Source organism: Nocardia sp. FBN12 (assembly GCF_054031145.1).
In genome coordinates, this window is the sequence record NZ_CM132926.1 from 3,309,924 (window position 1) to 3,335,179 (window position 25,256).

The following is a 25,256-nucleotide window of genomic DNA, read 5'->3' on the forward strand; positions in this document are numbered from 1 at the left end:
CAGGTCAAGTGGGCCGTGTTCGAGCACTCAGTGCGCGCACGCGAAGCCGGGCGAACCTTTATGCTCGATGATTATGTGCTCTCCCAGTGCCACGCTGACGCTGTGGGCCGGCTCCTGGCTGGCCGGTACCAGCGCGCCCGACGACCTGCTGGAGGCACTGCACGCCTGGGCACCGCGCCACACCATCGCGGCGGGCGACCCGGTCACCGGCGGACGCACGGATCTGCCGTGGACCGCACGCGGCGAAGCGGGCACCGGCGCCATGCCACTGCTCAAGGTGATCCGCGAGGCGATGGCCCCGGCCGGCGCGCAGTTGCGTCTGGTCCTGCCCGCGCCGGGTGATGTGCGCGGGCTGCCCGTCGGCTCCGCCTTCGCGGCCGACGCGATCGACGCCGAGGAAGGCCTGCTGCTCGGTGTTCCCGGCGAGCCCGGCACCGGCCTGATCCCGCAGTGGGACGATGACGACACGCTGCAGTGGACCGTCTACGGCGTAGACCTCCCCCGCGTCGCCGGGCACGACATGTCGCTCGGCGAGGCCGAATACACGATGCGCGAATCGGTCCGCGACGCCGCCGACGCCCTGATGCGACTGCACACCACCGCGGTCGGCAACGGCGACGACGATCCGCGCGAGCAGATCGAGGCGCAGCTCGCGGCCTACTCTCGCCACGCGTACCCGGACTCGATTCCGTTGCGTGCCAAGCGAATTCTCGATACCGCAGATCATGTGGCCGCGATCCTCACCGTCGCCCAGCACGAGCCGGCGTCCTCGCCCACCTCGGCTACCGCGCTCGGCGCGCACGAATCCCTGCTGCGCCCACTGTGGAACACGATCCGCGAAGCCCGCCTCGTCGCGGTCCACGCCGCCGCCCGCCGCGACACGTAGCCGACCGAGTCTTCCGCTCGGCACCGGCGAAGGTGCCCTCGCCGGTGCGAGTCATGCGCCGTCGCCGAAGTCCAGCGGGCATCGCCGGACCCGGCGGAGGCCGATTCGTCAGCGCCGGTACGGCTGCTGGTACTGCGGCTGCTGGGGGTACGGGTACGGCGCCTGCTGCGGGTACGGCTGCTGCTGCGGGTACGGCTGTTGCTGCGGATACGGCTGTTGCTGCGGATACGGCTGGGGATAGTGGCCCTGCGGATACTGCGGCGGATACTGCGCCTGCGGGTAGCCGGGAGCCGATGGGTGCTGCTGCGGATAGGGCTGCTGATACTGCGCCGGGTACGGCTGCTGCGCCAGCTGCTGTGGCGGCATCTGGTGGGGCGCACCCTGATTCGACCCACCGCTGAACTTGCGGATCAGCACGATGAGGACGATGAGCACGATCACGCCGATGATGAGGTACCAGACCCAGTCCGGCACGCCGATCCCGACGCTCGTGCCGCTGCCACCCCCACGACGGGCCAGCACTGTCGCCGCGTCGCCCGCGAGTACGCGTTCGCCGACGAACAGACCACCTCCCCCGGATAGTGCGGTCACCGTCACATCGACATAGCTCATCGGGCCCTCCCCGTAGCGTCATCGAACCTTCGGGCGAAGGTCCGCGGCGATGCTAACGCAGCGACGGCGCCAAGTGGGAAGTGCCGGTTCAGAATCCGCCGAGGGCGGCCTTCAGGTCCGGAACATCGAGCGACTTCATCGTGGCGTCGCGGACCTGCGGGCAGGTGCGGATGGTGACGGTGTCGACGATGCGGCGGTTGTAGGAGATGGCGGCGTTGGCGACGGTGTCGTTCACAGTCCACAACTTCATCGCGCCGGTGAACGCCACCCGTGCGACCGGCGGGCCGAGCGCCTTCCATGTCCCCTTCTGGCCGTCGAGAATGCCGCACAGTTCCTGGACCGAAGCTTGCGAGATCGTGGGCTCGGTGGGGTGCGGAGGCTGGGTCTCGTAGCCGGACTCGCCGCACCCGGTCAGGCCGAGGGCGGCGGCGGACAGGACCAGGGCGAGCCCGGTGGCGCGGCGCGGCGGTGTCGAAATCATCGGAAATCCTCCGATCAGTCGAGCGCAACTGTGAAAAGGCTACTCCTCGAACCGGGGACTACCGGTGAATGGTTATCCGGTTGTGTTCAGCGCCGGACGGGGCGCGCGGGCGGTGCGCAGCACCCGGGCGCGCACAGGGCACCGTCGACCGTGCAGCCGTAACCAGCGACTTCACCCAGTTCACGGACCGGACCGGCGCTCACGCGTTCGGCGATCAGTTCGACGATCATCCGGGCGAACCGCGGATCGGTGCCGGGGGTCGCGGCGCGCGCGAAAGCCATGCCGAGTTCGGCGGCGCGGGCCGACGCTTCGTTGTCGAGGTCCCAGATCACCTCGAGGTGATCGGAGACGAAGCCGACCGGGCACACCACCACGGCGTCGATGCCCTTGCCGTGCAACACATCCAGGTGGTCGACGATGTCGGGTTCGAGCCACGGCACCTGCGGTGGGCCCGACCGCGACTGCCACACCACGTCGTAGTCGGCGAAACCTGTTGCCGCGGCACACAATCGGGCGGCTTCGGCGACCTGTCGGCTGTAGAGGCGGCCACCGTCAGCGGGCGGGCCCGCGGCAATGTCGGCGGCGACGGGGATGGAATGGGCGGTGAATACGAGGCGAACACCGGCCCGCCGATCGGCCGGAATCTGTTGCACCGCAGCGGTGATCGCGTCGGCGAAGGACTCGATCAGCAGCGGATGGTCGAAGTACTGACGCAGCTTCACGAGTTCGGGGGCGCTGTCACCCACCGCCGCGCGGGCTCGGCTGATGTCCTCGTCGTACTGGCGGCAACCGGAATATCCACCCCACGCCGAGGTCGTGAAGACCAGTGCCGAGCGCACGCCGTCAGCGGTCATCCGCGCGACAGTGTCGGAGACCATGGGGTGCCAGTTGCGATTGCCGAAATAGACCGGCAGCTCCATCCCGGCGGCGGCGAGGTCGGCCTCGAGCGCGGCGATGATCTGCCGATTCAACGCGTTGATCGGCGAGACACCGCCGAAATGCAGGTAGTGCTGCGCGACCTCGGCGAGGCGCTCCGGAGGCACCCCGCGGCCCCGAGTGACGTTCTCCAGGAAGGGGATCACGTCCTCGGGGCCTTCGGGGCCACCGAAGGACAGCAGCAGCAGGGCGTCCGGCATCAGCTCAGGGACATGTTCTCCGGGAACCACATGTTGTGGCTGGCGCCGCCGTCGACGTAGATGATCGAGCCGGTGGTGGCGGGCAGCCAATCCGAGAGCAGCGCCACGATCGACTTGCCGACCGCGCGCGGGTCGTTGCCGTCCCAGCCGATCGGCGACGCGCCGTCCCAGTACTGGTCGAGCTGGACGAGCTGCTTGGCGTCGTCGGTCGCGGTGCCCGCGATGGCCTTGGCCGCGAGGGTCTTGATCGGGCCCGCGGCGATCAGGTTCGAGCGCACCTTCTTGGCGGCGCCGACCTCACGCGCCACATAGCGGTTCACCGACTCCAGCGCGGCCTTCGACACGCCCATCCAGTTGTAGTACGGCATCGCCACGCGCGGATCGAAGTCCATGCCGACGAGCGAGCCGCCCTCGTTCATGACGGGGAGCACGGCGCGCGCGAGCGAGGCGTAGCTCCACGCGGAGATCTCGAACGACTTGGCGACATCGGGGCCCGGACCCTCGAGGAACGGCAGCGCGCCGGGTCCCATGATCGACCGCGGCGCGAACGCGATGGAGTGCAGCGCGCCGTCGATGCCCTCGGGCGCCAGCTCACGCAGCTTCTCGGTGAGCGCGGCCAGGTCCTCTTCGTTGGTCACGTCGAGGCCGATGGCAGGCGGCACTTCCTGCGGCAGCCGCTTGGCGATGCGGTCGATGAGCCGCAGGCGGTCGGGGATACCGGTGATGATCACCCTCGCGCCCTGCTCCTGCGCTATCGCGGCCGCGTGGAACGCGATCGACGAGTCGGTGATGATGCCGGTGACCAGGATGGTCTTACCTTCGAGCAGTCCGCCCATGAGTTTTCGGTTCTCCTGAGATCAGTGTGGGGTGCTGCCACCTTGTCGGTGGCGCGGTGCGGTCCGTTAGCGGGTCAGTGACCCATACCCATGCCGCCGTCGACCGGGATAATCGCACCGGAGATGTAGGACGCATCGTCGGAGGCGAGGAAGCTGATCGCCGCGGCGACATCCTCTGCCTGGCCGATCCGGCCTGCGGGGATGAACTCCAGCGCGGCCTTGCGCATCTCCGGGGTCATGTCCTCGCGGGTCATGTCGGTGTCGATCAGGCCGGGCGCCACCACATTCGCGGTGATGTTGCGCTTGCCCACCTCACGGGTGATCGCGCGCGCCATACCGACGAGACCCGCCTTCGCCGCCGCGTAGTTGACCTGGCCAGGCGCGCCGATCTGACCGACGACCGACCCCAGGAAGATGACCCGGCCCCAGCGGCCCTTCAACATATTGCGATTGGCGCGCTGGGCGGCTCGCCATGCCCCGGTCAGGTTGGCATCGATGACCTTGGTGAAGGAGTCCTCGCTCATACGCATGAACAGCGTGTTGTCCACGATGCCCGCGTTGGCCACGATGACCTCGACAGGTCCCTGATGCGCCTCGACCTCCGTGAACGCGCGGTCGATCGAATCACTGTCGGTGACATCGCATTTCACGCCGAACAGACCCTCGGGCACCCCCGATCCACGATGGGTGACGGCGACCTTGTGGCCGTCGGCCTGCAGACGCTGCGCAACGGCGAGACCGATACCGCGGTTACCGCCGGTGACCAGGACCGACCGTGATGTGACGTTCGACATAGGGTCCAACCTATCTGTTCCGATTCGTGCGCCCCGCGTCAGGGTCGCGCCGTTGCGACAGCTCACAACGCGGGGCGTGGGGAGCTAGGGCAGGCGTTGACGATAGAGCAAACTGACCACGACTCCCGCCGCGATGGCCAGCATGCCGAGCAGCAGCCATGGCCTGCTCGCGTCGCCCCGCGTGGTCTCGTAGCCGATCTGTTCCTCGAGGGTGTCGTAGACCGCGGTGAGTTCGGCCAGCGACGAGGCGGTGTAGAAATCGCCGCCGGACAGCTCGGCGATCTCGCGCAACGAGTCGTTGTCGACCGGGACCTTCACCCGCTGTGAACCCTTGCCGTCGGAATCCGGGATCTCGACCGTGCCCCATTCGGTGCCGAAGGAGATCGTCGAGACCGGGATGCCCTTGTTCTTGGCCAGGCGCGCGGCGGTGAAGCCGTGGCGCGGGTTGTCGACGTCCTTGTCGTCGGGCACGGTCTGCTTGCCGTCCGACATCAGCACCACCCGCGCCGGCGGGGGCGTCTCGGCGCCACCGAGCACGGCGGCCAGGGTGTCGATCGACTGCAGCGCGGTGAGGACGCCCTCGCCGGTGGCGGTGCGCTCGGCCAGCTTGATGTTGTCGATCGAGTGCTTCACCGCCTCGCGGTTGGTCGTCGGCGACACCATCACCGAGGCCGTGCCCGCGAACGTGACGAAGCCGAGGTTGATACCGGGCGTCAGCCCGTCGACGAAATCCTTACCGGCCTTCTGCGCGACCTGCAGCCGGTCCGGCTCCACGTCGGTGGCTTCCATCGACAGCGAAACATCCATCACCAGAACAACAGTCGCGCGGTTGCGCGGCACCTTCTGCACGGCGGTCGGGCCCGCGGCGGCGATGGTCAGCAGCACCAGGCCGACCAGGATGAGTGCGATCGGCGCGTGGCGCATCGGACTCGGCCGCGAGGGGGCGACCCGCTCCAGGATGGCCATGTTGCCGAACTGCAGCATCCGCTTGTGCCGGGCGCGCTGCACCAGCACATAGCCGAGCACCAGCAGGGCGACGACCGCGAGGAAACCGAGCCATGCAACGGCCGTGAAATGCGAAATACTCACTGGCGAGGCACCCGCCCGCTCGGGGCGCCGAGGCTGTGGCGCCGGGTGGACACGAACCGGACCACGTCGGCGATCCAGTCCCGATCGGTCTGCAGGGTGAGCACCGGCGCGCCGCAGCTACGCAGCGCCTGCGCCACCTGCGCACGCTGGGCTCCGGCCGCGGCCGCGAAATCGGCACGCAGCGTGGGGGTGACGCTGAACTCGCGGGTGCGGCCCGATTCGGGATCGTGCAGCACCACGTCGCCGCCGTCGGGCAGCGCGATGTCCAGCGGGTCGAGCACCTCCACCGCGAGAATGTCGTGACGGGCGGAGATCGCGCGCAGGGAACGCTGCCAGTCGACGTCACCGAGGAAGTCGCTGATCACCACGGCCAGACCACGTTTGCGTTGCGGACGGCGCAGCGATTCGATCCCGGCCTTGAGATCACCGCGCACACCGTCGCGGGCGTGCGGGGTGGTCGCGATGCCGCGCAGCAGGGTCTGGGCGTGCATTCGCCCGCTGCGAGCGGGGATGCGTACCAGGTCCTGACCGGTCGCCACGACCGCGCCGATCCGGTTGCCGCCACCGGAGGTGAGGTGGGTGATCGCCGCGGCGGCCGCGATCGCGAGGTCGCGCTTGTGTACCCGGCCGGTGCCGAAATCCAGGCTGGACGACAGGTCGACCACGAGCCAGGTCTCGAGCTCGCGGTCGGCGATCATCTGCCGCACGTGCGGATGGGTGGTGCGGGCGGTCACCGACCAATCCATCTGCCGCACATCGTCACCCGGCTGGTACAGCCGCGCCTCCCCCGGTTCCGACCCCGGTCCGGGGATCAGCCCCTGATGGTCGCCGTGCAGCACGCCGTCGAGACGGCGCCGCACGGTCAACTCGAGGGTCTTGAGCGCCGCGGACAGCTTCGGGTCGGTCAGCTCACCGGCCCGGAACGACGGCGGAGCGTGAGACGACATGGGCACGCGGACAACGGGTTCCGGCGCACTCACTGGGGCGCAGCGGAGCCGGCGGGCTGGGACTGCTGCCCGTTCACCGACTGCGGCACAGCCTGGGCCTGGGGCGGCTGGGGCACCGGCGGCTGCTGCGGGGCAGCCTGACCGTTGGCCTGCGGGGCGACCTGCGGCAGACCGACGGTCTGCAGCACGCGCTTGATGACGTCCTCAGGCGACACCTCGTCGGCCAGTGCGTCATACGACAGCACCAGACGGTGACGCAGCACGTCCGGGATCACCTCGACGACGTCTTGGGGCACCACGTAGTCACGGCCACGGATCAGCGCCACCGAGCGGGCCGCGGCGATGATGCCGAGGCTCGCGCGCGGGGAGGCACCGTAGGAGATCCAGCTCGCCACGTCGTCCATGCCGAAGTCGGCGGGCGTGCGGGTCGCGGTGATCACGCGGACCACGTAGTCGACCAGCGCGTGGTGCACGAAGACGTTGGCGGCCACCTTCTGCAGGCGGATGATGTCTTCGGGGTCGAGAATCTGATTCGGCTCGGGCGCGCTCACACCCATCCGGTAGATGATCTCGCGCTCTTCCTCGACCGAGGGGTAATCCACGACGACCTTGAACAGGAAGCGGTCGCGCTGCGCCTCGGGCAGCGGGTAGACGCCTTCGCTCTCGATCGGGTTCTGGGTCGCCATGACCAGGAACGGATCGGGCATCGGGTAGGTCTTGCCGCCGATCGACAGCTTGCGCTCGGCCATCACCTCGAGCAGTGCCGACTGCACCTTGGCCGGTGCGCGGTTGATCTCGTCGGCGAGCACGAAGTTCGCGACGACCGGGCCGAGCTCGGTGTCGAATTCCTCGCGGCCCTGCCGGTAGATGCGGGTACCGATCAGGTCGGTGGGCACGAGGTCCGGGGTGAACTGCACCCGGGAGAACGAGCCGCCGATGACCTTGGCGAAGGTTTCCACCGCAAGAGTCTTCGCGACGCCCGGCACACCTTCGAGCAGCACGTGTCCGCGCGCCAGCACGGCGACGAGCAAACGCTCGACAAGCCGATCCTGACCGACGATAACCCGCTTGACCTCGTAGATCGCCTTCTCGAGAGTCTGGACGTCACGCTCCAGGGTGCTCGGCGTAGCCGTACCGGCGTCCTTCGCCAGCTTCGGCCCGCTCACACCTTCCGTCGAAGTCACCAACATCCCCGCTTTCGCTTTGGTCCTGTGCGTGCGGCACCAACTATTCCATTGAATCGCCCGGTCCGCCGCAACCGGCCAGTACTAGACGGGGATTCGTCATGGTGGTGACGGCGCTCACGCGCATCGGCGAGTGTGGTGCGCACTTCGCCGATCCGGCCTCTACCAGCACTGATACCCACTCAGTCGGTGACGATGCGAACCGCGTACGGCATGATGCCGTCCTCGCGAACCGGCGAAATCTTCACGATATCCCCAGATTCAGGGGCCTCGATCATCGTGCCGTTGCCCAGATACATCGCCACGTGCGCGCTGCCGCCGGGGCCCCAGAAGAGCATGTCGCCGCGTTCGCGGTCCTCGACGTCGACGCGGGTGCCCGCGTTGTACTGGTAGCCGCTGTAGTGCGGTAGCGAGACGCCGATGCCGGCGAAGGCGTAGAGCATCAGACCCGAGCAGTCGAAGCCGACCTTGTTGAAGTCGCCGTGGGCGTCGCCGGTGCCGCCGTCGCGGATGCCGAGGGTGGGGCCGTCCTCGTCGCCGCCGCCCCAGGCGTAGGTGACGCCGAGTTGGGACATCGCGCGGTCGACCACCGTTTCGATCGCGGCCGAACCGGTGATCTGGGGCTGCGAGGGGCGCGGTTTGGTTCGGCGGGGGGAGGCGGGGGTCGATTCGAGGTCGGTGTGGGGGCGCTGGCCCTCGTTGAGTTCAGCGGCGCGTTCGCGGGCGGCTTTGTCGGCGGCGGCGCGGGAGGCGGCGGCGTTGGCGGCGGCCAGTAGGGCCATTACCTCGGCCTCGCGTTGGGCGTCCCAGGTCAGGAAGATCTCGCGCTGGCCCTGCAGGCCGGCGACCGTCGAGCGGGCGGCGTCGAGGGCGGTCTGGGCGGCGCTGCGGTCGCGGCGCAAGTTGTCGCGGGCCACAGCTTGGGTGTCGAACTCGGTCTTGGCGATGTTCACCGCGGTCTGGGCGGCGTCACGTTTCTGTTCCGCGCCCGCGGCGGCGGTATCGGCGTCGGCCTTGGCTTGCCGGGCGGCGGAGTTCTGGTTGGCCTGGTCGATCTGGGCACGACGTAGACCGTCCAGGACCTGGCGCTGGTTCTTCGACACCATGCCGAGCACCTGCGCGCGATCCATCGCGGCGTCGGGGGTCGAGGAGGCGAGGTAGGTGACGACCGAGCTGTTGGCGGGGCGCACGTAGGCCTGGGTGGCGACCTGATCGAAATCCTGGCGTGCCACACCGACTTTCGTGCCCGCGTCGGCCAGTCGGTCCTGGCTGTCGGTAACGGCCGCAGCGGCCGCGTCGGCGGCGTCGCGGGCGGTCTGCAGGTCGACGAGCGCCTGGTTGACCGCTTCGCGTTTGCCCGCGAGCTGGTCGTCGAGTTCGCGCAACTGCTGATCGGCCGCGGCGACGCGATTGATCAGTACGCCGATCTCGCTGACCCGCGCGTCGACTTGGGCGCCCGCTCCCGCGATCTCACCGTCGGAGGGATTGGGCGGCGGAGGTGGCACCGCGGCGACCGGGCCCGCGGTGAGCAGCACCGCCATCACCGCCAGCAACCCGATCGCTATTCGTAATAGACCTGGTTCGTCCTGCCTGCCCGCACCGCGCACGGCACCTCCGAGTATCTCGACTCGACATACGCCACCGGCACATCAGCCGAAACACCGACCACAAGAGTCGACCAATGCCCCCTGTACCACTGCATTCACGATCGCGATCACCGCTACCGTACGACACATAGTTCCCAAAGGAAACAACTGCCACAGTGGCGCGCGGCAGCAATTCATCGATTGCTCAGAATTAGCCTGACGCGAGACAGTTTTCTACGCCATAAAACAGACCGTTGGTCTGGAAATGTGACTGGAGTGAAATCAGTTAGTTGGCGGAGCTCGCATCGACGCGCGGCGACTCGGTGACAGCCGGGACGTCGGGGCCACGGCGGACCTTCACCAGGTACAGCCCGGCGATCGCCAGCGCCATCAGGCCGAGCATCACGGCGGTGATGACGCTCCAGGAGACGCCTTCCGGCTGCTCCAGCCGGTCGACGAAGGCCTGCACGGCCTCTTCGGGATGGTTGCCCTTGTACTTGGCCGCGTCCTCGGCCCATTCGAGGCGAACCCGGCTGATGCCGTCGCTGTAGGTGCCGAGCCAGTCGTCGCTGAAGACCGCGACAGTTCCGTGCGTGCTTTCGCCGACCTCGGTGGCCAGATCACGTAGGCTCGAGTCGTGGCCGGGATTACCGGGAACGATGACGACGCTGAGCGGGATCCCCTCGGATCGCGCCTGCGCGACGATCGCCGCCAGTTTCTCCTGATCCTGACCCTTGGGGGCCGCGACGTGATTGTCGGCGAGGTCGGACGCGACGCTGCTCAGCACGGTGTTCGGTGGCAGCTCAGCCGCCATCGGCGCAAAAGTGGTCATCTTCCATCCGGTCTGTCGAGCCACGATCGCCGGTGTCGCGACGGGCGTCCAACACTGCCAAGGTGAGCGTCACTGCGTCTTCGGCCGACTTCGCTCGTCAGGCACAGTACGCGACGTAGCGCTCTCCTACGTCCGCACGCCGCTGTCGGCGGCCCCCGCGTATTTCATAGGACAAGCGTACTGTTAGGCTCGTACGGCGAGGAAACCGGCACATAACGGCGCCGGATACCCCCTCCGAAGACGCGAGTCGCCGGCACAGCCCCGCCGGCGGCACACCCTCACACATGAGTGGAGCTGACGTGACGAAGATTGATACCTTCGGCGCCAAAGGCACGCTCGAGGTCGGAAGCAACTCCTACGAGATCTTCCGTCTCTCGGCTGTTCCCGGCACCGAGAAGCTGCCCTATGCCCTGAAGGTGCTGGCAGAGAACCTGCTGCGCACCGAGGACGGCGCGAACATCACCGCCGACCACATCCGCGAGATCGCGAACTGGGACCCCTCGGCGCAGCCGAGCGTCGAGATCCAGTTCACCCCCGCGCGCGTGATCATGCAGGACTTCACCGGCGTGCCCTGCATCGTCGACCTCGCCACCATGCGCGAGGCCGTCACCGTCCTCGGTGGCGATCCGAGCAAGGTCAACCCGCTCTCGCCCGCCGACATGGTCATCGACCACTCGGTGATCCTGGACGTCTTCGGCCGCGCCGACGCGCTGGAGCGCAACGTCGACCTCGAGTACGAGCGCAACGGCGAGCGGTACCAGTTCCTGCGCTGGGGCCAGGGCGCCTTCGACGACTTCAAGGTCGTCCCCCCTGGCATGGGCATCGTCCACCAGGTCAACATCGAGTACCTGGCCCCCACCGTCATGGTCCGCAACGGCCAGGCCTACCCCGACACCTGTGTCGGCACCGACTCGCACACCACCATGGTCAACGGCCTCGGCGTGCTCGGCTGGGGCGTGGGTGGCATCGAGGCCGAGGCCGCGATGCTGGGCCAGCCGGTCTCCATGCTCATCCCGCGCGTGGTCGGCTTCAAGCTGACCGGTGAGATCAAGCCGGGCGTCACCGCCACCGACGTGGTGCTCACCGTCACCGAGCAGCTGCGCAAGCACGGCGTCGTCGGCAAGTTCGTCGAGTTCTACGGCAAGGGCGTCTCCGAGGTACCGCTGGCGAACCGCGCGACCCTGGGCAACATGAGCCCCGAGTTCGGTTCCACCGCCGCGATCTTCCCGATCGACTCCGAGACCATCAACTACCTGCGCCTGACCGGCCGCAGCGACGAGCAGCTCGCGCTCGTCGAGGCGTACGCCAAGGAACAGGGCATGTGGCACGACGCCGAGCGCGAGCCGGTGTACTCGGAGTACCTCGAGCTCGATCTGGGCGACGTGGTGCCCTCGATCGCGGGCCCGAAGCGTCCCCAGGACCGCATCCTGCTCAGCGACTCCAAGCGCGCGTTCCGCTCCGACATCGTCAACTACGTCGGCGAAGGTGAGCTCACCGCGCTGGACGAGGGCGTCGACGAGTCCTTCCCGGCCTCGGACTCGACCGCTGTGTCCGCCAGCGCCGCCGACGACACCTACACGCCCGCGCACTCCGCGGCCAAGGGTGCCAACGGCCGGCCGTCCAAGCCGATCGAGGTCGTCGGTGAGGACGGCAACAAGTTCGTGCTCGATCACGGCGCCGTCGTGGTCGCGGGTATCACCTCCTGCACCAACACCTCCAACCCGTCGGTCATGCTCGGCGCCGCCCTGCTCGCCCGCAACGCGGTGGAAAAGGGTCTCGCGACCAAGCCGTGGGTGAAGACCAACATGGCGCCGGGTTCGCAGGTCGTCACCGACTACTACGAGAAGGCCGGTCTGTGGCCCTACCTCGAGAAGCTCGGCTTCTTCGTCGGTGGCTACGGCTGCACCACCTGCATCGGTAACACCGGTCCGCTGCCCGAGGCGATCTCGGCCGCGATCAACGACAACGACCTCTCGGTCACCGCGGTGCTCTCGGGTAACCGCAACTTCGAGGGTCGCATCTCCCCCGACGTGAAGATGAACTACCTGGCCTCCCCGCCGCTGGTCATCGCGTACGCGCTCGCGGGCACGATGGACTTCGACTTCGAGACCGACGCGCTGGGCCAGGACACCGACGGCAACGATGTCTTCCTGAAGGACATCTGGCCCTCGGCCCAGGAGATCGACGACACCATCAAGACGTCGATCAGCCAGGACATGTTCCGCAACTCCTACGCCACCATCTTCGATGGTGACAAGCGCTGGCAGGGTCTGGCGACCCCGGAGGGTGACACCTTCGCGTGGGACGAGAAGTCGACCTACGTGCGCAAGGCGCCTTACTTCGACGGCATGTCGATGGACCCCTCCCCCGTCACCGATATCGCCGGCGCTCGCGTGCTGGCGCTGCTGGGCGACTCGGTCACCACCGACCACATCTCCCCGGCGGGCCCGATCAAGCCCGGCACCCCGGCCGCGCAGTACCTCGACGCCAACGGTGTGGCCCGCAAGGACTACAACTCGCTGGGCTCGCGTCGCGGCAACCACGAGGTCATGATCCGTGGCACCTTCGCCAACATCCGGCTGCGCAACCAGCTGCTCGACGACGTCTCGGGTGGTTACACCCGCGACTTCACCCAGGACGGTGGCCCGCAGGCGTTCATCTACGACGCCTCGCAGAACTACCAGGCCGCGGGCATCCCGCTGGTCGTGCTCGGTGGCAAGGAATACGGTTCGGGCTCCTCGCGTGACTGGGCCGCCAAGGGCACCAGTCTGCTGGGTGTGAAGGCCGTCATCACCGAGTCGTTCGAGCGCATCCACCGCTCGAACCTGATCGGCATGGGCGTTGTGCCGCTGCAGTTCCCGGCCGGCGAATCCGCCGCGTCGCTGGGCCTGACCGGCACCGAGACCTTCGACATCGCCGGGATCACCGCCCTCAACGAGGGTGTCACCCCCGAGACCGTCAAGGTCACCGCCACCGCCGAAGACGGCAAGGTCACCGAGTTCGACGCGGTCGTCCGCATCGACACCCCCGGTGAGGCCGACTACTACCGCAACGGCGGCATCCTGCAGTACGTGCTGCGCAACATGATCCGCGGCTAACTGCTCGACCCGGTGGCGTGACATCGTAAGATGTTGCGCCACAAGGGCATTCGTATGCCCGTGAATAATGCGACAGCCCCCGTCTCGGTTCGCCGGGGCGGGGGTCCGTGTATCCGCTAGCTGGAGGAATCATGCCCAAGGTCAGCGACGACCACCTCGCCGCCCGCCGCAGCCAGATCCTCGACGGTGCACGACGCTGCTTCGCCGAATACGGCTACGACGGCGCCACCGTGCGCCGCCTGGAAGAAGCGATCGGCCTCTCGCGCGGCGCGATCTTCCACCACTTCCGCGACAAGGATGCCCTGTTCTTCGCCCTCGCCAAAGACGACGCAGAGCGGATGGCCGACGTCGCCGCCAACCAGGGTCTCGTCCAGGTCATGCGCGATATGCTCGCCCGCCCCGAAGAATTCAACTGGCTCGGCACCCGCCTCGAAATCGCCCGCCGGGTCCGCACCGACCCCGAATTCCGCGCGGGCTGGACCCAACGCTCCGCCGAACTCACCGCCGCGACCCTGGCGCGCCTGGAACGCCGCAAGGCCGCGGGCGCCCTGCGCGACGACGTCCCCACCGACGTCCTGCTCGGCTACCTCGACCTGGTCCTCGACGGTCTGATCGCCCGCATCGCCTCGGGCCACACGAACGAAAACCTTTCGGCCGTACTGGATCTCGTCGAAGCCTCGGTGCGCCGCAAGGAGTCCTGAGTCAGGCTCCACACGGTTCCCGCCGCCATGGCCGCCACTCTTGCGCCCGGCGGGATCATCGCGAGGCGCCGTTTCGCTGATCGGGATCGGGCGGTCACTCCGCCCACCGACTGAGCAGAGTTCGCGAAATTCGGTCCAGGGCGGCCCGATCCGCGGGATCGAGAACCGAGAGCATGGCCGTCTCGTTCTCGGTGTGGGCCACGACCACCGTGTCGATCAGTGCGCGCCCGTCCTCGGTGAGCGCCACCCGCACGGCGCGTCGATCTTCGCGGTCGGCGACCCGACGCACCAGGCCCGCCGTCTCGAGCCGGTCGATGCGGCCGGTCATGCCTGCGCGCGACAGCATCAGAGTGTCGGCGAGCACCGACGGGTTGAGTTCACAGGGCGCACCCGAACGGCGCAGTGCCGCAAGCACATCGAACTCACCCCGTTGCAAACCGTGTGCGGTGAACACGGTTTCGATCCGCGCCATGGCGATGGTCATCAGCCGGCCGAGCCTGCCGAAGACCGCCATCGCCTCGAGTTCCAGCTCGGGTCGCTCCCGCCGCCACTGCGCTGCGATCGCATCGACCACATCCGGTTCGCGTTCATCCATGGACACGATTCTATTCGCTGAGATATAGTTCGGTACCGAATTATCAACCGACGAACGGAACGGTCATGACGAACTCCCGCGACATCGCCCTCTGCCTGCCCGAAGACGCCGAGACTCTGGGCACCGAGAACGTGCGGATGCGCCTGCTCGTCGACGCGAACGCCAGCGACGGCGCGGTCAGCACGCTCGAAGTCACCATGACGCAGGGCGCCGACGGCGCCGCGCCGCATTTCCACACCCGCTCCGATGAGCTGTTCTACGTCGCGGACGGCGAACTCCAGGTCATGGCCGGGGACCGCATCCTCACCGTCGGTGCGGGCGGCTCGCTGGTCGTGCCGCGGCAAGTGCCGCACGCCTTCGGCGCGACCCCCGACAGCGGCGCGCGCATTCTGATCGCCTTGATGCCGGGCGTACAGCGCTTCGAGTACTTCCGCCTGCTCGACCGGCTGATCCACGGCCAGGCCACCCACGACGAATTCGTCGCTGCCCAAGAGGAATTCGACAATCACTTCGTCGACGCGCCCGCCTGGTGGGCCGAGCGCAACGCCCATCGCGGGTAATACGCCCTCGGCACCACTGTGGCCGATATTGCACCCGAAACGGGAACAACCCGTCGAGAGCGCCTGGTTATACACCGTATGACGTTCTCCGTACCGGTCCTCGTCCGCGGCTACGAGCTCGACACCCAGGGCCACCTCAATCACGCCGTCTACCATCAGTACGGTGAGCACGCCCGGTGGGAGTTGATGCGCGCGGCGGGCATCTCGCAGGACAAGTTCATCGCCAGCGGTGTCGGCGCGGTGGTGCTCGAGTCGACCATCAAATACAAGCGCGAGCTGCGCGGCGGCGACGAGGTCACGGTGACCTGCGTCTTCGACTGGAAGGAAGGCGAGAAGGTCTTCCGCTTCCACCAGCAGATCATCAAGCTCGACGGCACCGTCTCCGCGGAGATCACCGTCGTGGCGGGTGCGATGGATCTGACGACCCGTCGACTCGTCCCCGAACCGGCCGAACACTTCCGCGGCCTCGCCGAGAATCCCGAACTGCTCGGCCTCTAGCGACCACACACGGCGCGGCGCGCAGCTCCCGGCATCCGTCCGGGATTGCCCGTCGCGCCGTTGTCGTATATGTTTGCTGCCGGATTGCCCATGCGAACACAGTTGACGCATCCGAGTTGTCCGAAATTCTTTCCCCGCAAGGCGATCACGCGCCGCTCGGCGGTTTGCCCGGCGCTCCGCAAATCTTGCGAACCCGCTCGGCAGGCCACCCGTTCACGCTATGATCCGAAGCACCTTTTGGGGTTCTGGCAAATCGCGAGCAGACGAGAAGATCGGAGTGAGTGCCCATGACCGACGCCATCCACCTCCCCGCTACCGCGTCGTCCCGAGATCGGGGCCCCGCCTTGCGCGGATTGCTGGTGGCCGAGTCCGATCGCGACATCTCGGTGCGGGTCGACGGTGGTACCTGGACTTTCGACCGCAGCGACGTCGTGCGACTCACCGAAGAGGGCGCGGGAGAACGTCAGGTGCGCGTCGACATCCGCCCTGGCGCGACAGCGGATTTCACCCGGCGCATGCGCGTCGAGCTCGTCGACCGGCCGATCACGCTCGCACCGGAACCATCGGAAGCGCTCGGCGACGAGCAGCTGGCCCGCGCCACCCGCAGCTGGGCGACGAAACTGCGCATCGCCGAACGAGGTGGTGTCACCGGGGCGACGTTCACTTTCCGCGACGGCATCAACTGCGACAGCCTCGACTGAAGCGGACCGGGCTCATGGAAGGCGCTACCGACGCCGTGCTCATCGTCTCCGAAACCGACGACCTGCACGCCGATGCGCTGGCGTCGACCCTGCGAGAACACCACGGGCTGGACCCGATTCGGCTCGACCTGCGCGACTTCCCTTCCGAGACAGGAAGTTTCCGGCTCGACAAGGCGGGCACCAACCGCGCGATGTCGCATATCCACGGCCTCGACGACGTCCGTGCGGTGTGGTGGCGCAGGCCGCATCCGTGCCGGGTTCCCACCGGCGTTCGCGCGGCCGACGACGAGTTCCGCCAAGCCGAGTGCGACGGGTTCATCCAGGGCATGCTCTGGTCGATCCCGGCGTACTGGGTCAACGATCCGGCAGCCGAGCGCACCGCGGCCCGCAAGATCGTGCAGCTCGAAACCGCGCAGCGGGCGGGCTTCACGATCCCGGAAACGCTGATCACCAACGACCCGGACGAGGCGCGCAGTTTCGTCGAATCCCGGTGCGGTCCAGTGGTGTACAAGCGCACCGGCACCGGGCGTGGCGAGTTCTCGGAGACCAGGATCATCACCAGGCCCGAGCTGAGCAGGCTCGAGTCGATCCGTTCGACGCCGACCACGTTCCAGGATTATGTGGAGGCCAGCTGCGATCTGCGGGTGGTGTGGGTCGACGGTGTCGAGTGGAGTGTGCGCATCGACTCGCAAGCGGGCGTCGGTCGCATCGATTCGCGGCTCGACACCTCGGTCGCGTTCGCGCCGGATCGGCTGCCCGCCTCGGTGAGCAAGTCCCTCGCGACCCTGATGGGTGCGCTCGGGCTCAGCTTCGGCGTCGTCGATCTGCGCCTGGGCAGCGACGGCGAGTACTACTTCCTCGAGGTGAACCCGCAGGGACAGTTCGCGTACCTCGAGATCAAGACGGGGCTGCCGCTGTTCGCCAGCCTGGCGAATCTGCTGGTCCGCGGCGACGGAGCCGTCGCAGGCTGGTAGCGGCCGGCGTCCGCGCCGCGGCTCAGTCGGCCGGATTCTTGCGCCGGTTGGCGCCGCCGCGCCCACGCAGTTCGACATGCGACTCGACCAGCACATTGTGAATGAAGCCGTACGAGCGACCGGTGGACCTGGCCAGGGTGCGAATGGACGCGCCCGCCTCGTACTGCTTCTTCAACTGGGACTGCAACCGGTCGCGGGACTTGCCCGTCACCCGGGTGCCCTTGCCCAGCGCTGCCTTGCCGATCGTCGATTTACCCTTGGCCGATCTAGCGGCCTGTCTGGCACTGTCGCTCATGGCTTCCTCCGAGTCGCCGAGCACTGCCTCCAGGCTAGACACTTCACACTCGGTGATCAACGAAAACAGTGATCAAACTCACGCGACCCCGGCGAGTTCCGCCCCGACACAGCGTTTCACATCAGATCAGGCAGTATTCGACTTCGCCTGACTCCGGGCCATGACGGATCAGGCGAGATCGATGAGCTCCGCGTACTCCGCGGACCAGTGGTCCTCGGTGCCGTCGGGCAGCAGAATGACCCGCTCCGGGTTGAGCGCCTCGGCGGCACCCGGATCGTGGGTCACCAGCACCACGGCGCCCGCGTAGGTGCGCAGCGCCTCGAGGACCTGCTCGCGCGAGACCGGGTCGAGGTTGTTGGTCGGTTCGTCGAGCAGCAGCACGTTGGCCGCCGAGGAGACCAGCCCGGCCAGTGCCAGACGCGTCTTCTCACCGCCGGAGAGCGTGCCCGCGGGCTGCTCGAGCTGCGGCCCGGTGAACATGAACGCACCGAGCAGGCTGCGCAGCTCCTGCTCCCCCGCATCCGGGGAGGCGTGGCGGATGTTCTCCCACACCGAGGCCTGATCGTCGAGGGTGTCGTGCTCCTGGGCGAAATAGCCGACCTTGAGCCCACGGCCCTGTTCGACGCCACCGGCGGTGGGCGTCTCCACACCGGCGAGCAGTTTCAGCATGGTCGTCTTACCGGCACCGTTGAGCCCGAGCACCACAACGCGGCTGCCCTTGTCGACGGCGAAGTTCACACCGGTGAAGATTTCGAGGGAACCGTAGAGCTTGGTCAGGTCCTTCACCATCAGCGGTGTCTTGCTGCAGGCGGCGGGCTCGGGGAACCGGATGCGGGCGACCTTGTCGCTCACGCGCACGTCGTCGAGCTCGTTGATCAACCGTTCGGCGCGACGCACCATCTGGTGTGCCGCAGCGGCTTTGGTGGCCTTCGCGCCGAGCTTGGCGGCCTGCTGACGCAGCGCACCCGCCTTCTTCTCGGCGTTGGCGCGCTCGCGGACACGACGCTGCTCGTCGGTGGCACGGGCGTCGAGGTACTTCTTCCAGCCCATGTTGTAGACGTCGGGCTCGCCGCGCACGGCGTCGAGGAACCACACCTTGTTCACCACGTCGCCGAGCAGTTCCACGTCGTGGCTGATCACGATCAGGCCGCCGTCGTGGTTCTGCAGGAATCCGCGCAGCCAGGTGATGGAGTCGGCGTCGAGGTGGTTGGTCGGCTCGTCGAGCAGCAGGATGCGATCGGAGCGCCCGCCGGAGCCGTCGGAGGCCGAGAACAGGATGCGGGCCAGCTCGATGCGGCGACGCTGACCACCGGAGAGGGTGCGCAGCTGCTGGTCGAGGACGCGGTCGGGCAGGCCGAGGCTGTTGCAGATGCGTGCCGCTTCGCTCTCGGCGACGTAGCCACCGAGCGAGGAGAACTGGTCCTCGAGGCGCCCGTATCGGCGAATCGCCTTGTCGCGCGCGGCATCATCGGCCACCTCGGCCATCTCGACCTGGGCCTTCTCCATATCGCGCAGCAGCACGTCGAGCCCACGCGCCGACAGCACCCGGTCCTTGGCGATCACATCGAGATCGCCTTCCTTCGGGTCCTGCGGCAGGTAACCGATGTCGGTGGAGCGAGTGATCTTTCCGGCATACGGCTCACCCTCGCCCGCGAGGATGCGCAGGGTGGTGGTCTTACCCGCACCATTACGACCGACCAGTCCGATCCGGTCGCCGGACTGCACCCGCAGCGCCGGCCCCGGGGCCGAGAGCAGGGTGCGGACTCCGGCCCGGACCTCCAGGTCGGTCGCCGTGATCACAGAGTTCTCCTCAGAGTAAGACAAGCGGGAAAGGTATATCGGCAAGAACCACTTATTTTACCGTCGCCCTCGCCGGAAGCCGCACCCGGCGCTGCCCGATGTGAGCGTGGTTACTCTCTTGGCATGACTACCGATCTACTTGGCCGCACTGCCCTCGTCACCGGAGCCAGTCGCGGCATCGGCCTCGCGACCGCGGCCGAACTGATGCGCCGGGGCGCGAACGTGCTGATCACCGCCCGTAAACCCGAACCGCTGGAGGCCGCCGCTACCGAGCTGCGCGCGCTGGGACACAAGGGCCAGGTGAGCTTTATCGCCGGCAACGCGGGTGACGCCGACGCGCGCGCGGAAGCCGTGGCCAGGGCCGTCACCGAGTACGGCTCGCTCGACATCCTGGTCAACAACACCGGCATCAACCCGGTCTACGGTCCGCTGATGGACGCCGACCTGGGTGGCGTGAGCAAGATCTTCGACGTGAACGTGGTGGCGTCGCTCGGCTTCGTCCAGCAGGCCTACCGCGCGTGGATGGCCGAGCACGGCGGCGCTGTGGTGAACGTGGCCAGCGTCGCGGGCATCCGGTCGTCCGGGGTGATCTCGGCCTATGGCGCGTCGAAGGCGGCGCTGATCCGGCTCACCGAGGAGCTGGCCTGGCAGCTGGGCCCGAAGATCCGGGTCAACGCGGTGGCGCCGGGCGTGGTCAAGACCAAGTTCGCCGATGCGCTCTACTCCGACGACGAGGAGCGCGCCGCGAGCGTGTACCCGATGAAGCGACTCGGCGAGCCCGAGGATGTGGCTCGGCTGATCGCGTTCCTGGTGTCCGACGAGGCCGCGTGGATCACCGGCGACTGTGTGCGGGTCGACGGCGGGTTCCTGTCCACCGGCGGCATCTGACACGCACTCCGCCGAAACTCGCAGGGGCGGGCCGCGTTTCCGCGTTGCCCGCCCCTGCGACTTTTCGTCAGTCCGGGGTCGCGTCAGTCCGAGGTCGCGCGGCTTCCCGACGAGGCCGAGATACTCGCCTGCGGCCGCGCGCCGCCGGTCCCGTCCTCGGCGCGCTCTGCCTCGGCCCGCTCTGTCTCGGCGCGTGCAGCCTCAGCGCGTGCCGCCTCGGCCCGCGCGAGCGGATCCACGACAACGACCTCCTCGCCCCTGGCCGCGGCGAGCGGATCGCGCACCACCACTTCACGTTTCGGCGATCGCGCCGCGCCGCTGTCATCCAGGCCCCACCGGTCGTGCAGGCGGCGCAGGAATTCCGGTGCGTACCAGTTCGCGTCGCCGAGCACCTTCATCGCGGCGGGGAGCAGGAACCCGCGCACGAGGGTGGCGTCGACGATCACGGCCAGCGGCAGGCCGATGCCGAAGGCCTTCATGAAGGTGATGTCGGAAGCGAGGAAGCCGAGGAACACCAGGGAGATCAGGATCGCCGCGGCGGTGACGATGCGTCCGACCCGTTCCAGGCCGAGCGCGACCGCGGTCTCGTTCTTGCCGGTGCGGTCGTATTCCTCGCGGATCCGCGAAAGCAGGAACACCTGGTAGTCCATCGCGAGCCCGAAGGCCGCGGCGAACAGCATCACCGGGACGGTGGCCGACAGATCCCCGGTAACGGTGAAGCCGAGCACCCCGGACAGGTGCCCGTCCTGGAAGATCCACACCAGCGCACCGAAGGTCGCGGTCAGGCTCAGCGCGCTGAGGACCACCGCCAGCACCGGCAGCACCACACTGCCGGTGAGCGCGAACAGCACGATCAGCATCATGATCACCACGAAGCCGAGCGCCCACGGCAGTTCGTTCTCGATGGCGGCGACCGAGTCGGCATTGGCCGCGGCCACGCCACCGACCAGCAATTCGCTCGGTGTCTGCACCGCGCGCACCTGCTCGACCAGGCTTGCCAGGGCGTCGCTGTCGCCGCTGGCGGGCACGATCGACAGGTAGACGGCCTGCTCGACCCGGAATCGCGCGTTGTCCGCGGTGGGTTCGACGAGCAGCCCGCCCTGGGCATAGCTGCCGGTGGCGGTGTCGACGCGGCGGACATTGTCGAGGTCGGACAGGTCACGGGCGATGGTGTCGAGTCCCGCTGCGCTGTAAGCACTGTCCGGCAGCACCGCTACCAGGGTGTGCTGGTCGCTCTCGCCGAAGTCGCGGGCGACGATCTCGGCGACCTGACGGGAGTTCATCGCTTCCGGCAGGATTCGTTCGTCCGGGAAACCGAGTTTCACGCCGAGGAACGGTGCGCCGAGCAGGAGCAGCAGCGCGGTGACGGCGAGCCCGATCGAGATCGGCTTGCGCATCACGGCCGTAGCCAGTTTGTGCCAGGCACCCTCGCCCGGTGCGGGGCGCGGCGCGCGCAGGAACCACCAGCCCAGCTGACCCTTGTCGATGCGTGTGCCGATCAGCAGCAGCGCGGCGGGCAACACGGTGAGCGACACCAGCGCGGCCAGCGCCGCGACAACGATGCCCGCGTACCCCATCGACCGGATCGCCAGCAGCGGGAAGAACAGCAACCCGGCCAGCGCCACCGCGACGGTGAGCGCGGAGAACGCGACCGTCCGGCCCGCAGTGCGCAGCGTGGTGGCCACCGCGCCCGCCGGAGTGCGGCCATCGGCGAGTTCATCGCGATAGCGGTTGACGATCAGCAGGCTGTAATCGATGGCGAGCCCGAGGCCGAGCAGCGTCGCCACATTGGTCGCGGTGACCGAGAGCGGCGTGAACAGCGTGAGCAACCACAGCGCGCCCATGGTGGTGAGCACGGTGCCGATCGCGACGAGCAACGGCAGGCTCGCGGCGACCAGGCCGCCGAAGACGAACAGCAGCGCGATCAGCGTGAGCGGGAACGCGATGGCCTCGCCCTTGGCGATATCGGTCTTGCTCTGCTGGACCGTCTCGTGCATCAGCATGGCGAATCCGCCCGCCCTGACCTGCAACGATCCCTGGTTCCCCGTCAGCTCCCCGGCGATGGCGGCGACGCGCTGGTCGATCTCGCGTTCGCTGCCGAGCACACTCGCGACGATCAGACCCTGCTTGCCGTCGACACTGCGCAGCGCGGGCAGGTGAGTGGTCCAGTACGACATCACCTCGGTGACGCCCTCGCGTTCCTGCAGGTTGGCGACCAATGCCGTTGCCGCCGCGGTGGATTCGGGATCCTCCACCGAGGACTCGGTCTCCACCAGCAGCAGCAGATTCGGCGGCGACTGCCCGAACTCGGCACGCAGCACCTCGAGCGCGCGGCTGGATTCGCTGCCGGGGTCGGTGTATCCGCCGCCCTCCACCCGCTCGAACAACGTGGCACCCAGGGCGCCGAGCACCACCGCGAGCACCGCGAAAACACCGAGCACCCAGCGACTGCGCCGCCTGGTGAATTCGAACACCGAATTGTCCCCTAACTGATCACGCGATGACGCGACCGCATGTCGACGCGCGGGGGCTCGGAATACAACCGGGCCGTCCCGCCTCGTCTCACCCGATCCTGTTGGCGGGTCGGCGCGTTCGCGTGGCGATCGTAGCAACTTCGTGGCGGTGCCGCCGGGCCTCCGGCACACCCTCGTCCGTCCGGTCGGCTACGGGTCTCGGCTTCGGCTACCGGCGAGCCGCATCGACACTCGCGGTCACGACAGCGCGGCGCAGATTCGGCGGAAGGGCGGCGAACAGAACGCGCATCGCGGCGAGGGTGCCGCGCAGGTCGTCGAGGCCGGACAGATAGGAACGCTGCAGCGGTGCGGGCAAACCGAAGAACGCCTCGAAGAAGACCGGGACCTCGCGCGGCGGGAGAGCCAGCAGCGCACGCAGTCCCGCGCGGCGCAGCGCGGCCACGGCCCGCGCGCGCGGCGTCCACACCGTGTCACCCGCGACAACGGTGTCCGCCGCGGCGAGCGCGGCCGCGACGCTGTATCCGGTCGCGGGGTGGATCAGCCCACCGGCCGCACCGAATCGGCCATGCCCCGGTCTGCCGCCCTGTACCGGAAACCGCACCCGTTCAACAGGTTCGGTTCCGGTGAGTGCGATCCCCCGCGCAGCTAACCGGTGTTCGAGCCTGCGCCGCAACACCTCCGGTGCGAGCGCGGGCCGCCCGGCGAGGCAGGTCTCCTCGAACAGCATGGTGTCGGCGCTCAGCGGTATCGCGTATAGAAACGACGGTGGGTCGTCCGGATCGGCGCCGTTGTCGAGGCGCCAATCCATGAACAGCGTGGGTTCGAGTTCCGCACGGGCCACGACCACGCCGTACGCGGTCTGCTCCGCGCGACGCGGCGACCTGGCCAGCCCCCGCGCATCGACCACCTGCCCGGTGCGGGTCAGCCCACCCGCCGTCCGCACCGATCGTGTCGTCACCTCGACGGCCCGGTCCGCGATCACCGTCGCGCCGTGCAGTGTCAACGACGACTGCAGCGACGCCGTATCGAACACCTGATAGCCGCGGTCGATCCGATGCTCGCGCGCCGCCCACGCCGATGGGCGGTCAACCGCCGCCGCGACCACACCGGAATCGAGCCACCCGGGCAATTCGTCGACCCACGCCGCATAGGTCGGCGTCCACACCCGATCCGGGTGCGGATCGATCACCGTGACGTCGCGTCCCGCCGCCAGCGCACGATGAGCAACGGCCCGCCCCGCGGGCCCGAGCCCACACACGATCACCTCGACACCCACCCGGCAATTGGATCAGACACCACGATTTCAAGCACCGCCGGATCACGGGCGGGCACCTATTCGAGATCGCTTGCTCGCCCCGGCGCGACATTTCGACCATGATGGGGTGCATGAGATCGATCTGGAAGGGCTCGATCGCCTTCGGGCTGGTCAATGTCCCGGTCAAGGTCTATACCGCGACCGAGGACCATGACATTCGGTTCCACCAGGTCCATGCCAAGGACGGGGGCCGGATCAAATACGACCGCGTCTGTCAGGTGTGTGGCAAGTCCGTGCAGTATGCCGATATCGACAAGGCCTATACCTCGCCGGACGGTGAGCAGGTGGTGCTGACCGACGCCGATTTCGCCACATTGCCCGCGGCGGAGAAACACGAGATTCCCGTGCTGGAATTCGTGCCGTCCGATCAGATCGACCCGGTGCTGTTCGATAAGAGCTATTACCTCGAACCGGATTCCACGACGCCGAAGGCCTACCAATTGCTGGCCGCGACGCTCGAACGCATCGACAAGACCGCGCTGGTCCATTTCACGCTGCGGCAGAAGACCCGACTGGCCGCGTTGCGGGTGCGCGACGGTGTGCTGGTCCTGCAGACGCTGCTGTGGCCCGACGAGGTACGCGCGGTCGAATTCCCGTCGCTCGACGACGCGCCCGCCCCGCGCCCGCAAGAACTGAAGATGGCCGAAACCCTCGTCGAGTCGATGTCGGGCGATTTCGACCCGTCCGAATACACCGACGAATACCAGATCGAATTGCAGAAACTGCTCGACGAGGCGATCGCCAGCGGCACCGGCAAGGTCGAGCCCGCCGCCGAGACCGAGCCCGCCGAACAGGCGGATGCCGAAGTCGTGGATCTGGTCGCCGCGTTGCAACGCAGTCTCGAGACCAGCGGGCGGCGCGAAGCCGCGGCGGAGAAGAAGCCAGCGAAAAAAGCCGCCAAGAAAGCCGCACCGCGCAAAGCCGCCACGAGCAAATCCACCGCGGCCAAGACCGCGACCCGCAAGGGCGCGTAG

24 protein-coding genes are annotated in these 25,256 nt (G+C 68.0%); 9 read left to right on the forward strand and 15 right to left on the reverse strand.

Features of this window, described 5'->3' with window-relative positions; all coding sequences use genetic code 11:
• The first annotated feature begins 73 nt into the window (after nt 1–73).
• A complete protein-coding gene (locus ACWZHB_RS15940; protein ID WP_427908721.1) occupies nt 74–886 on the forward strand; it encodes a hypothetical protein in 813 nt (270 codons plus the stop codon).
• A 108-nt stretch (nt 887–994) separates the two neighbouring features.
• On the opposite strand, the gene ACWZHB_RS15945 is transcribed toward ACWZHB_RS15940, so the two are convergent.
• The 10 genes from ACWZHB_RS15945 to ACWZHB_RS15990 all read right to left on the reverse strand — a co-directional run bounded on the left by ACWZHB_RS15945 (nt 995) and on the right by ACWZHB_RS15990 (nt 10,383).
• Nucleotides 995–1,498 carry a hypothetical protein gene (locus ACWZHB_RS15945; RefSeq protein WP_427908722.1) on the reverse strand — a complete coding sequence of 168 codons (504 nt, stop codon included), beginning with the start codon at nt 1,496–1,498 and terminating at the stop codon, nt 995–997.
• Nucleotides 1,499–1,586: 88 nt separating this feature from the next.
• Nucleotides 1,587–1,979 carry a hypothetical protein gene (locus tag ACWZHB_RS15950; protein WP_427908723.1) on the reverse strand — a complete coding sequence of 131 codons (393 nt, stop codon included), beginning with the start codon at nt 1,977–1,979 and terminating at the stop codon, nt 1,587–1,589.
• Nucleotides 1,980–2,065: 86 nt separating this feature from the next.
• Nucleotides 2,066–3,115: a ferrochelatase gene (locus tag ACWZHB_RS15955; RefSeq protein ID WP_427908724.1), complete on the reverse strand. Its 1,050-nt coding sequence runs from the start codon at nt 3,113–3,115 to the stop codon at nt 2,066–2,068.
• Nucleotides 3,115–3,951, reverse strand: a complete 837-nt coding sequence (inhA, locus tag ACWZHB_RS15960; protein ID WP_266290283.1) for an NADH-dependent enoyl-ACP reductase InhA — start codon at nt 3,949–3,951, stop codon at nt 3,115–3,117. The genes ACWZHB_RS15955 and inhA overlap by 1 nt, the downstream gene beginning before the upstream one ends.
• Nucleotides 3,952–4,025: 74 nt before the next feature.
• On the reverse strand, nt 4,026–4,745 hold the full coding sequence (gene fabG1 / locus ACWZHB_RS15965) for a 3-oxoacyl-ACP reductase FabG1 (protein WP_427908725.1): 720 nt from the start codon (nt 4,743–4,745) through the stop codon (nt 4,026–4,028).
• Nucleotides 4,746–4,829: 84 nt separating this feature from the next.
• On the reverse strand, nt 4,830–5,834 hold the full coding sequence (locus tag ACWZHB_RS15970) for a VWA domain-containing protein (RefSeq protein ID WP_427908726.1): 1,005 nt from the start codon (nt 5,832–5,834) through the stop codon (nt 4,830–4,832).
• Nucleotides 5,831–6,781 (reverse strand): DUF58 domain-containing protein, encoded by a 951-nt coding sequence (locus ACWZHB_RS15975; RefSeq protein ID WP_427908727.1) that lies wholly within the window; start codon nt 6,779–6,781, stop codon nt 5,831–5,833. Before ACWZHB_RS15975 ends, ACWZHB_RS15970 begins: the two co-directional genes overlap by 4 nt.
• A 29-nt stretch (nt 6,782–6,810) precedes the next feature.
• A complete protein-coding gene (locus ACWZHB_RS15980) occupies nt 6,811–7,971 on the reverse strand; it encodes an AAA family ATPase (protein WP_427908728.1) in 1,161 nt (386 codons plus the stop codon).
• Nucleotides 7,972–8,147: 176 nt separating this feature from the next.
• Nucleotides 8,148–9,572, reverse strand: coding sequence for an NlpC/P60 family protein (locus tag ACWZHB_RS15985; RefSeq protein ID WP_427908729.1), 1,425 nt, complete (start codon nt 9,570–9,572; stop codon nt 8,148–8,150).
• A 265-nt stretch (nt 9,573–9,837) separates the two neighbouring features.
• Nucleotides 9,838–10,383, reverse strand: a complete 546-nt coding sequence (locus tag ACWZHB_RS15990) for an Rv1476 family membrane protein (protein ID WP_427908730.1) — start codon at nt 10,381–10,383, stop codon at nt 9,838–9,840.
• Nucleotides 10,384–10,667: 284 nt separating this feature from the next.
• Here ACWZHB_RS15990 and acnA point away from each other — a divergent pair, with 284 nt between their 5' ends.
• Both acnA and ACWZHB_RS16000 read left to right on the forward strand, forming a co-directional pair.
• A complete protein-coding gene (acnA, locus tag ACWZHB_RS15995) occupies nt 10,668–13,481 on the forward strand; it encodes an aconitate hydratase AcnA (protein WP_427908731.1) in 2,814 nt (937 codons plus the stop codon).
• A gap of 131 nt (nt 13,482–13,612) precedes the next feature.
• A complete protein-coding gene (locus ACWZHB_RS16000; protein WP_266290299.1) occupies nt 13,613–14,182 on the forward strand; it encodes a TetR/AcrR family transcriptional regulator in 570 nt (189 codons plus the stop codon).
• Between the two features lie 94 nt (nt 14,183–14,276).
• On the opposite strand, the gene ACWZHB_RS16005 is transcribed toward ACWZHB_RS16000, so the two are convergent.
• Nucleotides 14,277–14,777 (reverse strand): MarR family winged helix-turn-helix transcriptional regulator, encoded by a 501-nt coding sequence (locus ACWZHB_RS16005; protein ID WP_427908732.1) that lies wholly within the window; start codon nt 14,775–14,777, stop codon nt 14,277–14,279.
• A 137-nt stretch (nt 14,778–14,914) separates the two neighbouring features.
• On the opposite strand from ACWZHB_RS16005, the gene ACWZHB_RS16010 reads away from it, so the two are divergent.
• The 4 genes from ACWZHB_RS16010 to ACWZHB_RS16025 all read left to right on the forward strand — a co-directional run bounded on the left by ACWZHB_RS16010 (nt 14,915) and on the right by ACWZHB_RS16025 (nt 17,510).
• The gene (locus ACWZHB_RS16010) at nt 14,915–15,337 is read left to right on the forward strand and encodes a cupin domain-containing protein (protein ID WP_427909179.1); all 423 of its coding nucleotides are present in this window, start codon (nt 14,915–14,917) and stop codon (nt 15,335–15,337) included.
• A gap of 78 nt (nt 15,338–15,415) precedes the next feature.
• On the forward strand, nt 15,416–15,835 hold the full coding sequence (locus tag ACWZHB_RS16015; RefSeq protein WP_427908733.1) for an acyl-CoA thioesterase: 420 nt from the start codon (nt 15,416–15,418) through the stop codon (nt 15,833–15,835).
• Nucleotides 15,836–16,122: 287 nt separating this feature from the next.
• Complete coding sequence (locus ACWZHB_RS16020) at nt 16,123–16,536, forward strand: hypothetical protein (protein ID WP_427908734.1); 414 nt, start codon at nt 16,123–16,125, stop codon at nt 16,534–16,536.
• 14 nt (nt 16,537–16,550) lie between these two features.
• Nucleotides 16,551–17,510 carry a hypothetical protein gene (locus ACWZHB_RS16025; protein WP_427908735.1) on the forward strand — a complete coding sequence of 320 codons (960 nt, stop codon included), beginning with the start codon at nt 16,551–16,553 and terminating at the stop codon, nt 17,508–17,510.
• A gap of 22 nt (nt 17,511–17,532) precedes the next feature.
• Here ACWZHB_RS16025 and ACWZHB_RS16030 read toward each other — a convergent pair whose 3' ends face one another.
• A complete protein-coding gene (locus ACWZHB_RS16030; RefSeq protein WP_266290315.1) occupies nt 17,533–17,805 on the reverse strand; it encodes a helix-turn-helix domain-containing protein in 273 nt (90 codons plus the stop codon).
• 168 nt (nt 17,806–17,973) lie between these two features.
• Nucleotides 17,974–19,605 carry an ABC-F family ATP-binding cassette domain-containing protein gene (locus ACWZHB_RS16035; protein WP_378627138.1) on the reverse strand — a complete coding sequence of 544 codons (1,632 nt, stop codon included), beginning with the start codon at nt 19,603–19,605 and terminating at the stop codon, nt 17,974–17,976.
• 123 nt (nt 19,606–19,728) lie between these two features.
• Here ACWZHB_RS16035 and ACWZHB_RS16040 point away from each other — a divergent pair, with 123 nt between their 5' ends.
• Nucleotides 19,729–20,493 carry an SDR family oxidoreductase gene (locus tag ACWZHB_RS16040; RefSeq protein WP_427908736.1) on the forward strand — a complete coding sequence of 255 codons (765 nt, stop codon included), beginning with the start codon at nt 19,729–19,731 and terminating at the stop codon, nt 20,491–20,493.
• Between the two features lie 83 nt (nt 20,494–20,576).
• Here ACWZHB_RS16040 and ACWZHB_RS16045 read toward each other — a convergent pair whose 3' ends face one another.
• Both ACWZHB_RS16045 and ACWZHB_RS16050 read right to left on the reverse strand, forming a co-directional pair.
• On the reverse strand, nt 20,577–22,967 hold the full coding sequence (locus tag ACWZHB_RS16045; RefSeq protein ID WP_427908737.1) for an MMPL family transporter: 2,391 nt from the start codon (nt 22,965–22,967) through the stop codon (nt 20,577–20,579).
• Nucleotides 22,968–23,175: 208 nt separating this feature from the next.
• Nucleotides 23,176–24,243 (reverse strand): lycopene cyclase family protein, encoded by a 1,068-nt coding sequence (locus ACWZHB_RS16050; RefSeq protein WP_427908738.1) that lies wholly within the window; start codon nt 24,241–24,243, stop codon nt 23,176–23,178.
• Nucleotides 24,244–24,353: 110 nt separating this feature from the next.
• Here ACWZHB_RS16050 and ku point away from each other — a divergent pair, with 110 nt between their 5' ends.
• Nucleotides 24,354–25,256 carry a non-homologous end joining protein Ku gene (ku, locus tag ACWZHB_RS16055; protein ID WP_427908739.1) on the forward strand — a complete coding sequence of 301 codons (903 nt, stop codon included), beginning with the start codon at nt 24,354–24,356 and terminating at the stop codon, nt 25,254–25,256.

Coding starts and splice junctions, on each gene's coding strand:
- ACWZHB_RS15940 (WP_427908721.1), top strand. CDS start 74: ATGTGCTCTCCCAGTGCCACGCTGACGCTGTGGGCCGGCTCCTGGCTG.
- ACWZHB_RS15945 (WP_427908722.1), bottom strand. CDS start 1,498: ATGAGCTATGTCGATGTGACGGTGACCGCACTATCCGGGGGAGGTGGT.
- ACWZHB_RS15950 (WP_427908723.1), bottom strand. CDS start 1,979: ATGATTTCGACACCGCCGCGCCGCGCCACCGGGCTCGCCCTGGTCCTG.
- ACWZHB_RS15955 (WP_427908724.1), bottom strand. CDS start 3,115: ATGCCGGACGCCCTGCTGCTGCTGTCCTTCGGTGGCCCCGAAGGCCCC.
- inhA (WP_266290283.1), bottom strand. CDS start 3,951: ATGGGCGGACTGCTCGAAGGTAAGACCATCCTGGTCACCGGCATCATC.
- fabG1 (WP_427908725.1), bottom strand. CDS start 4,745: ATGTCGAACGTCACATCACGGTCGGTCCTGGTCACCGGCGGTAACCGC.
- ACWZHB_RS15975 (WP_427908727.1), bottom strand. CDS start 6,781: ATGTCGTCTCACGCTCCGCCGTCGTTCCGGGCCGGTGAGCTGACCGAC.
- ACWZHB_RS15980 (WP_427908728.1), bottom strand. CDS start 7,971: ATGTTGGTGACTTCGACGGAAGGTGTGAGCGGGCCGAAGCTGGCGAAG.
- ACWZHB_RS15990 (WP_427908730.1), bottom strand. CDS start 10,383: ATGACCACTTTTGCGCCGATGGCGGCTGAGCTGCCACCGAACACCGTG.
- acnA (WP_427908731.1), top strand. CDS start 10,668: ATGAGTGGAGCTGACGTGACGAAGATTGATACCTTCGGCGCCAAAGGC.
- ACWZHB_RS16000 (WP_266290299.1), top strand. CDS start 13,613: ATGCCCAAGGTCAGCGACGACCACCTCGCCGCCCGCCGCAGCCAGATC.
- ACWZHB_RS16005 (WP_427908732.1), bottom strand. CDS start 14,777: ATGGATGAACGCGAACCGGATGTGGTCGATGCGATCGCAGCGCAGTGG.
- ACWZHB_RS16010 (WP_427909179.1), top strand. CDS start 14,915: ATGCGCCTGCTCGTCGACGCGAACGCCAGCGACGGCGCGGTCAGCACG.
- ACWZHB_RS16015 (WP_427908733.1), top strand. CDS start 15,416: ATGACGTTCTCCGTACCGGTCCTCGTCCGCGGCTACGAGCTCGACACC.
- ACWZHB_RS16020 (WP_427908734.1), top strand. CDS start 16,123: ATGACCGACGCCATCCACCTCCCCGCTACCGCGTCGTCCCGAGATCGG.
- ACWZHB_RS16025 (WP_427908735.1), top strand. CDS start 16,551: ATGGAAGGCGCTACCGACGCCGTGCTCATCGTCTCCGAAACCGACGAC.
- ACWZHB_RS16030 (WP_266290315.1), bottom strand. CDS start 17,805: ATGAGCGACAGTGCCAGACAGGCCGCTAGATCGGCCAAGGGTAAATCG.
- ACWZHB_RS16040 (WP_427908736.1), top strand. CDS start 19,729: ATGACTACCGATCTACTTGGCCGCACTGCCCTCGTCACCGGAGCCAGT.
- ku (WP_427908739.1), top strand. CDS start 24,354: ATGAGATCGATCTGGAAGGGCTCGATCGCCTTCGGGCTGGTCAATGTC.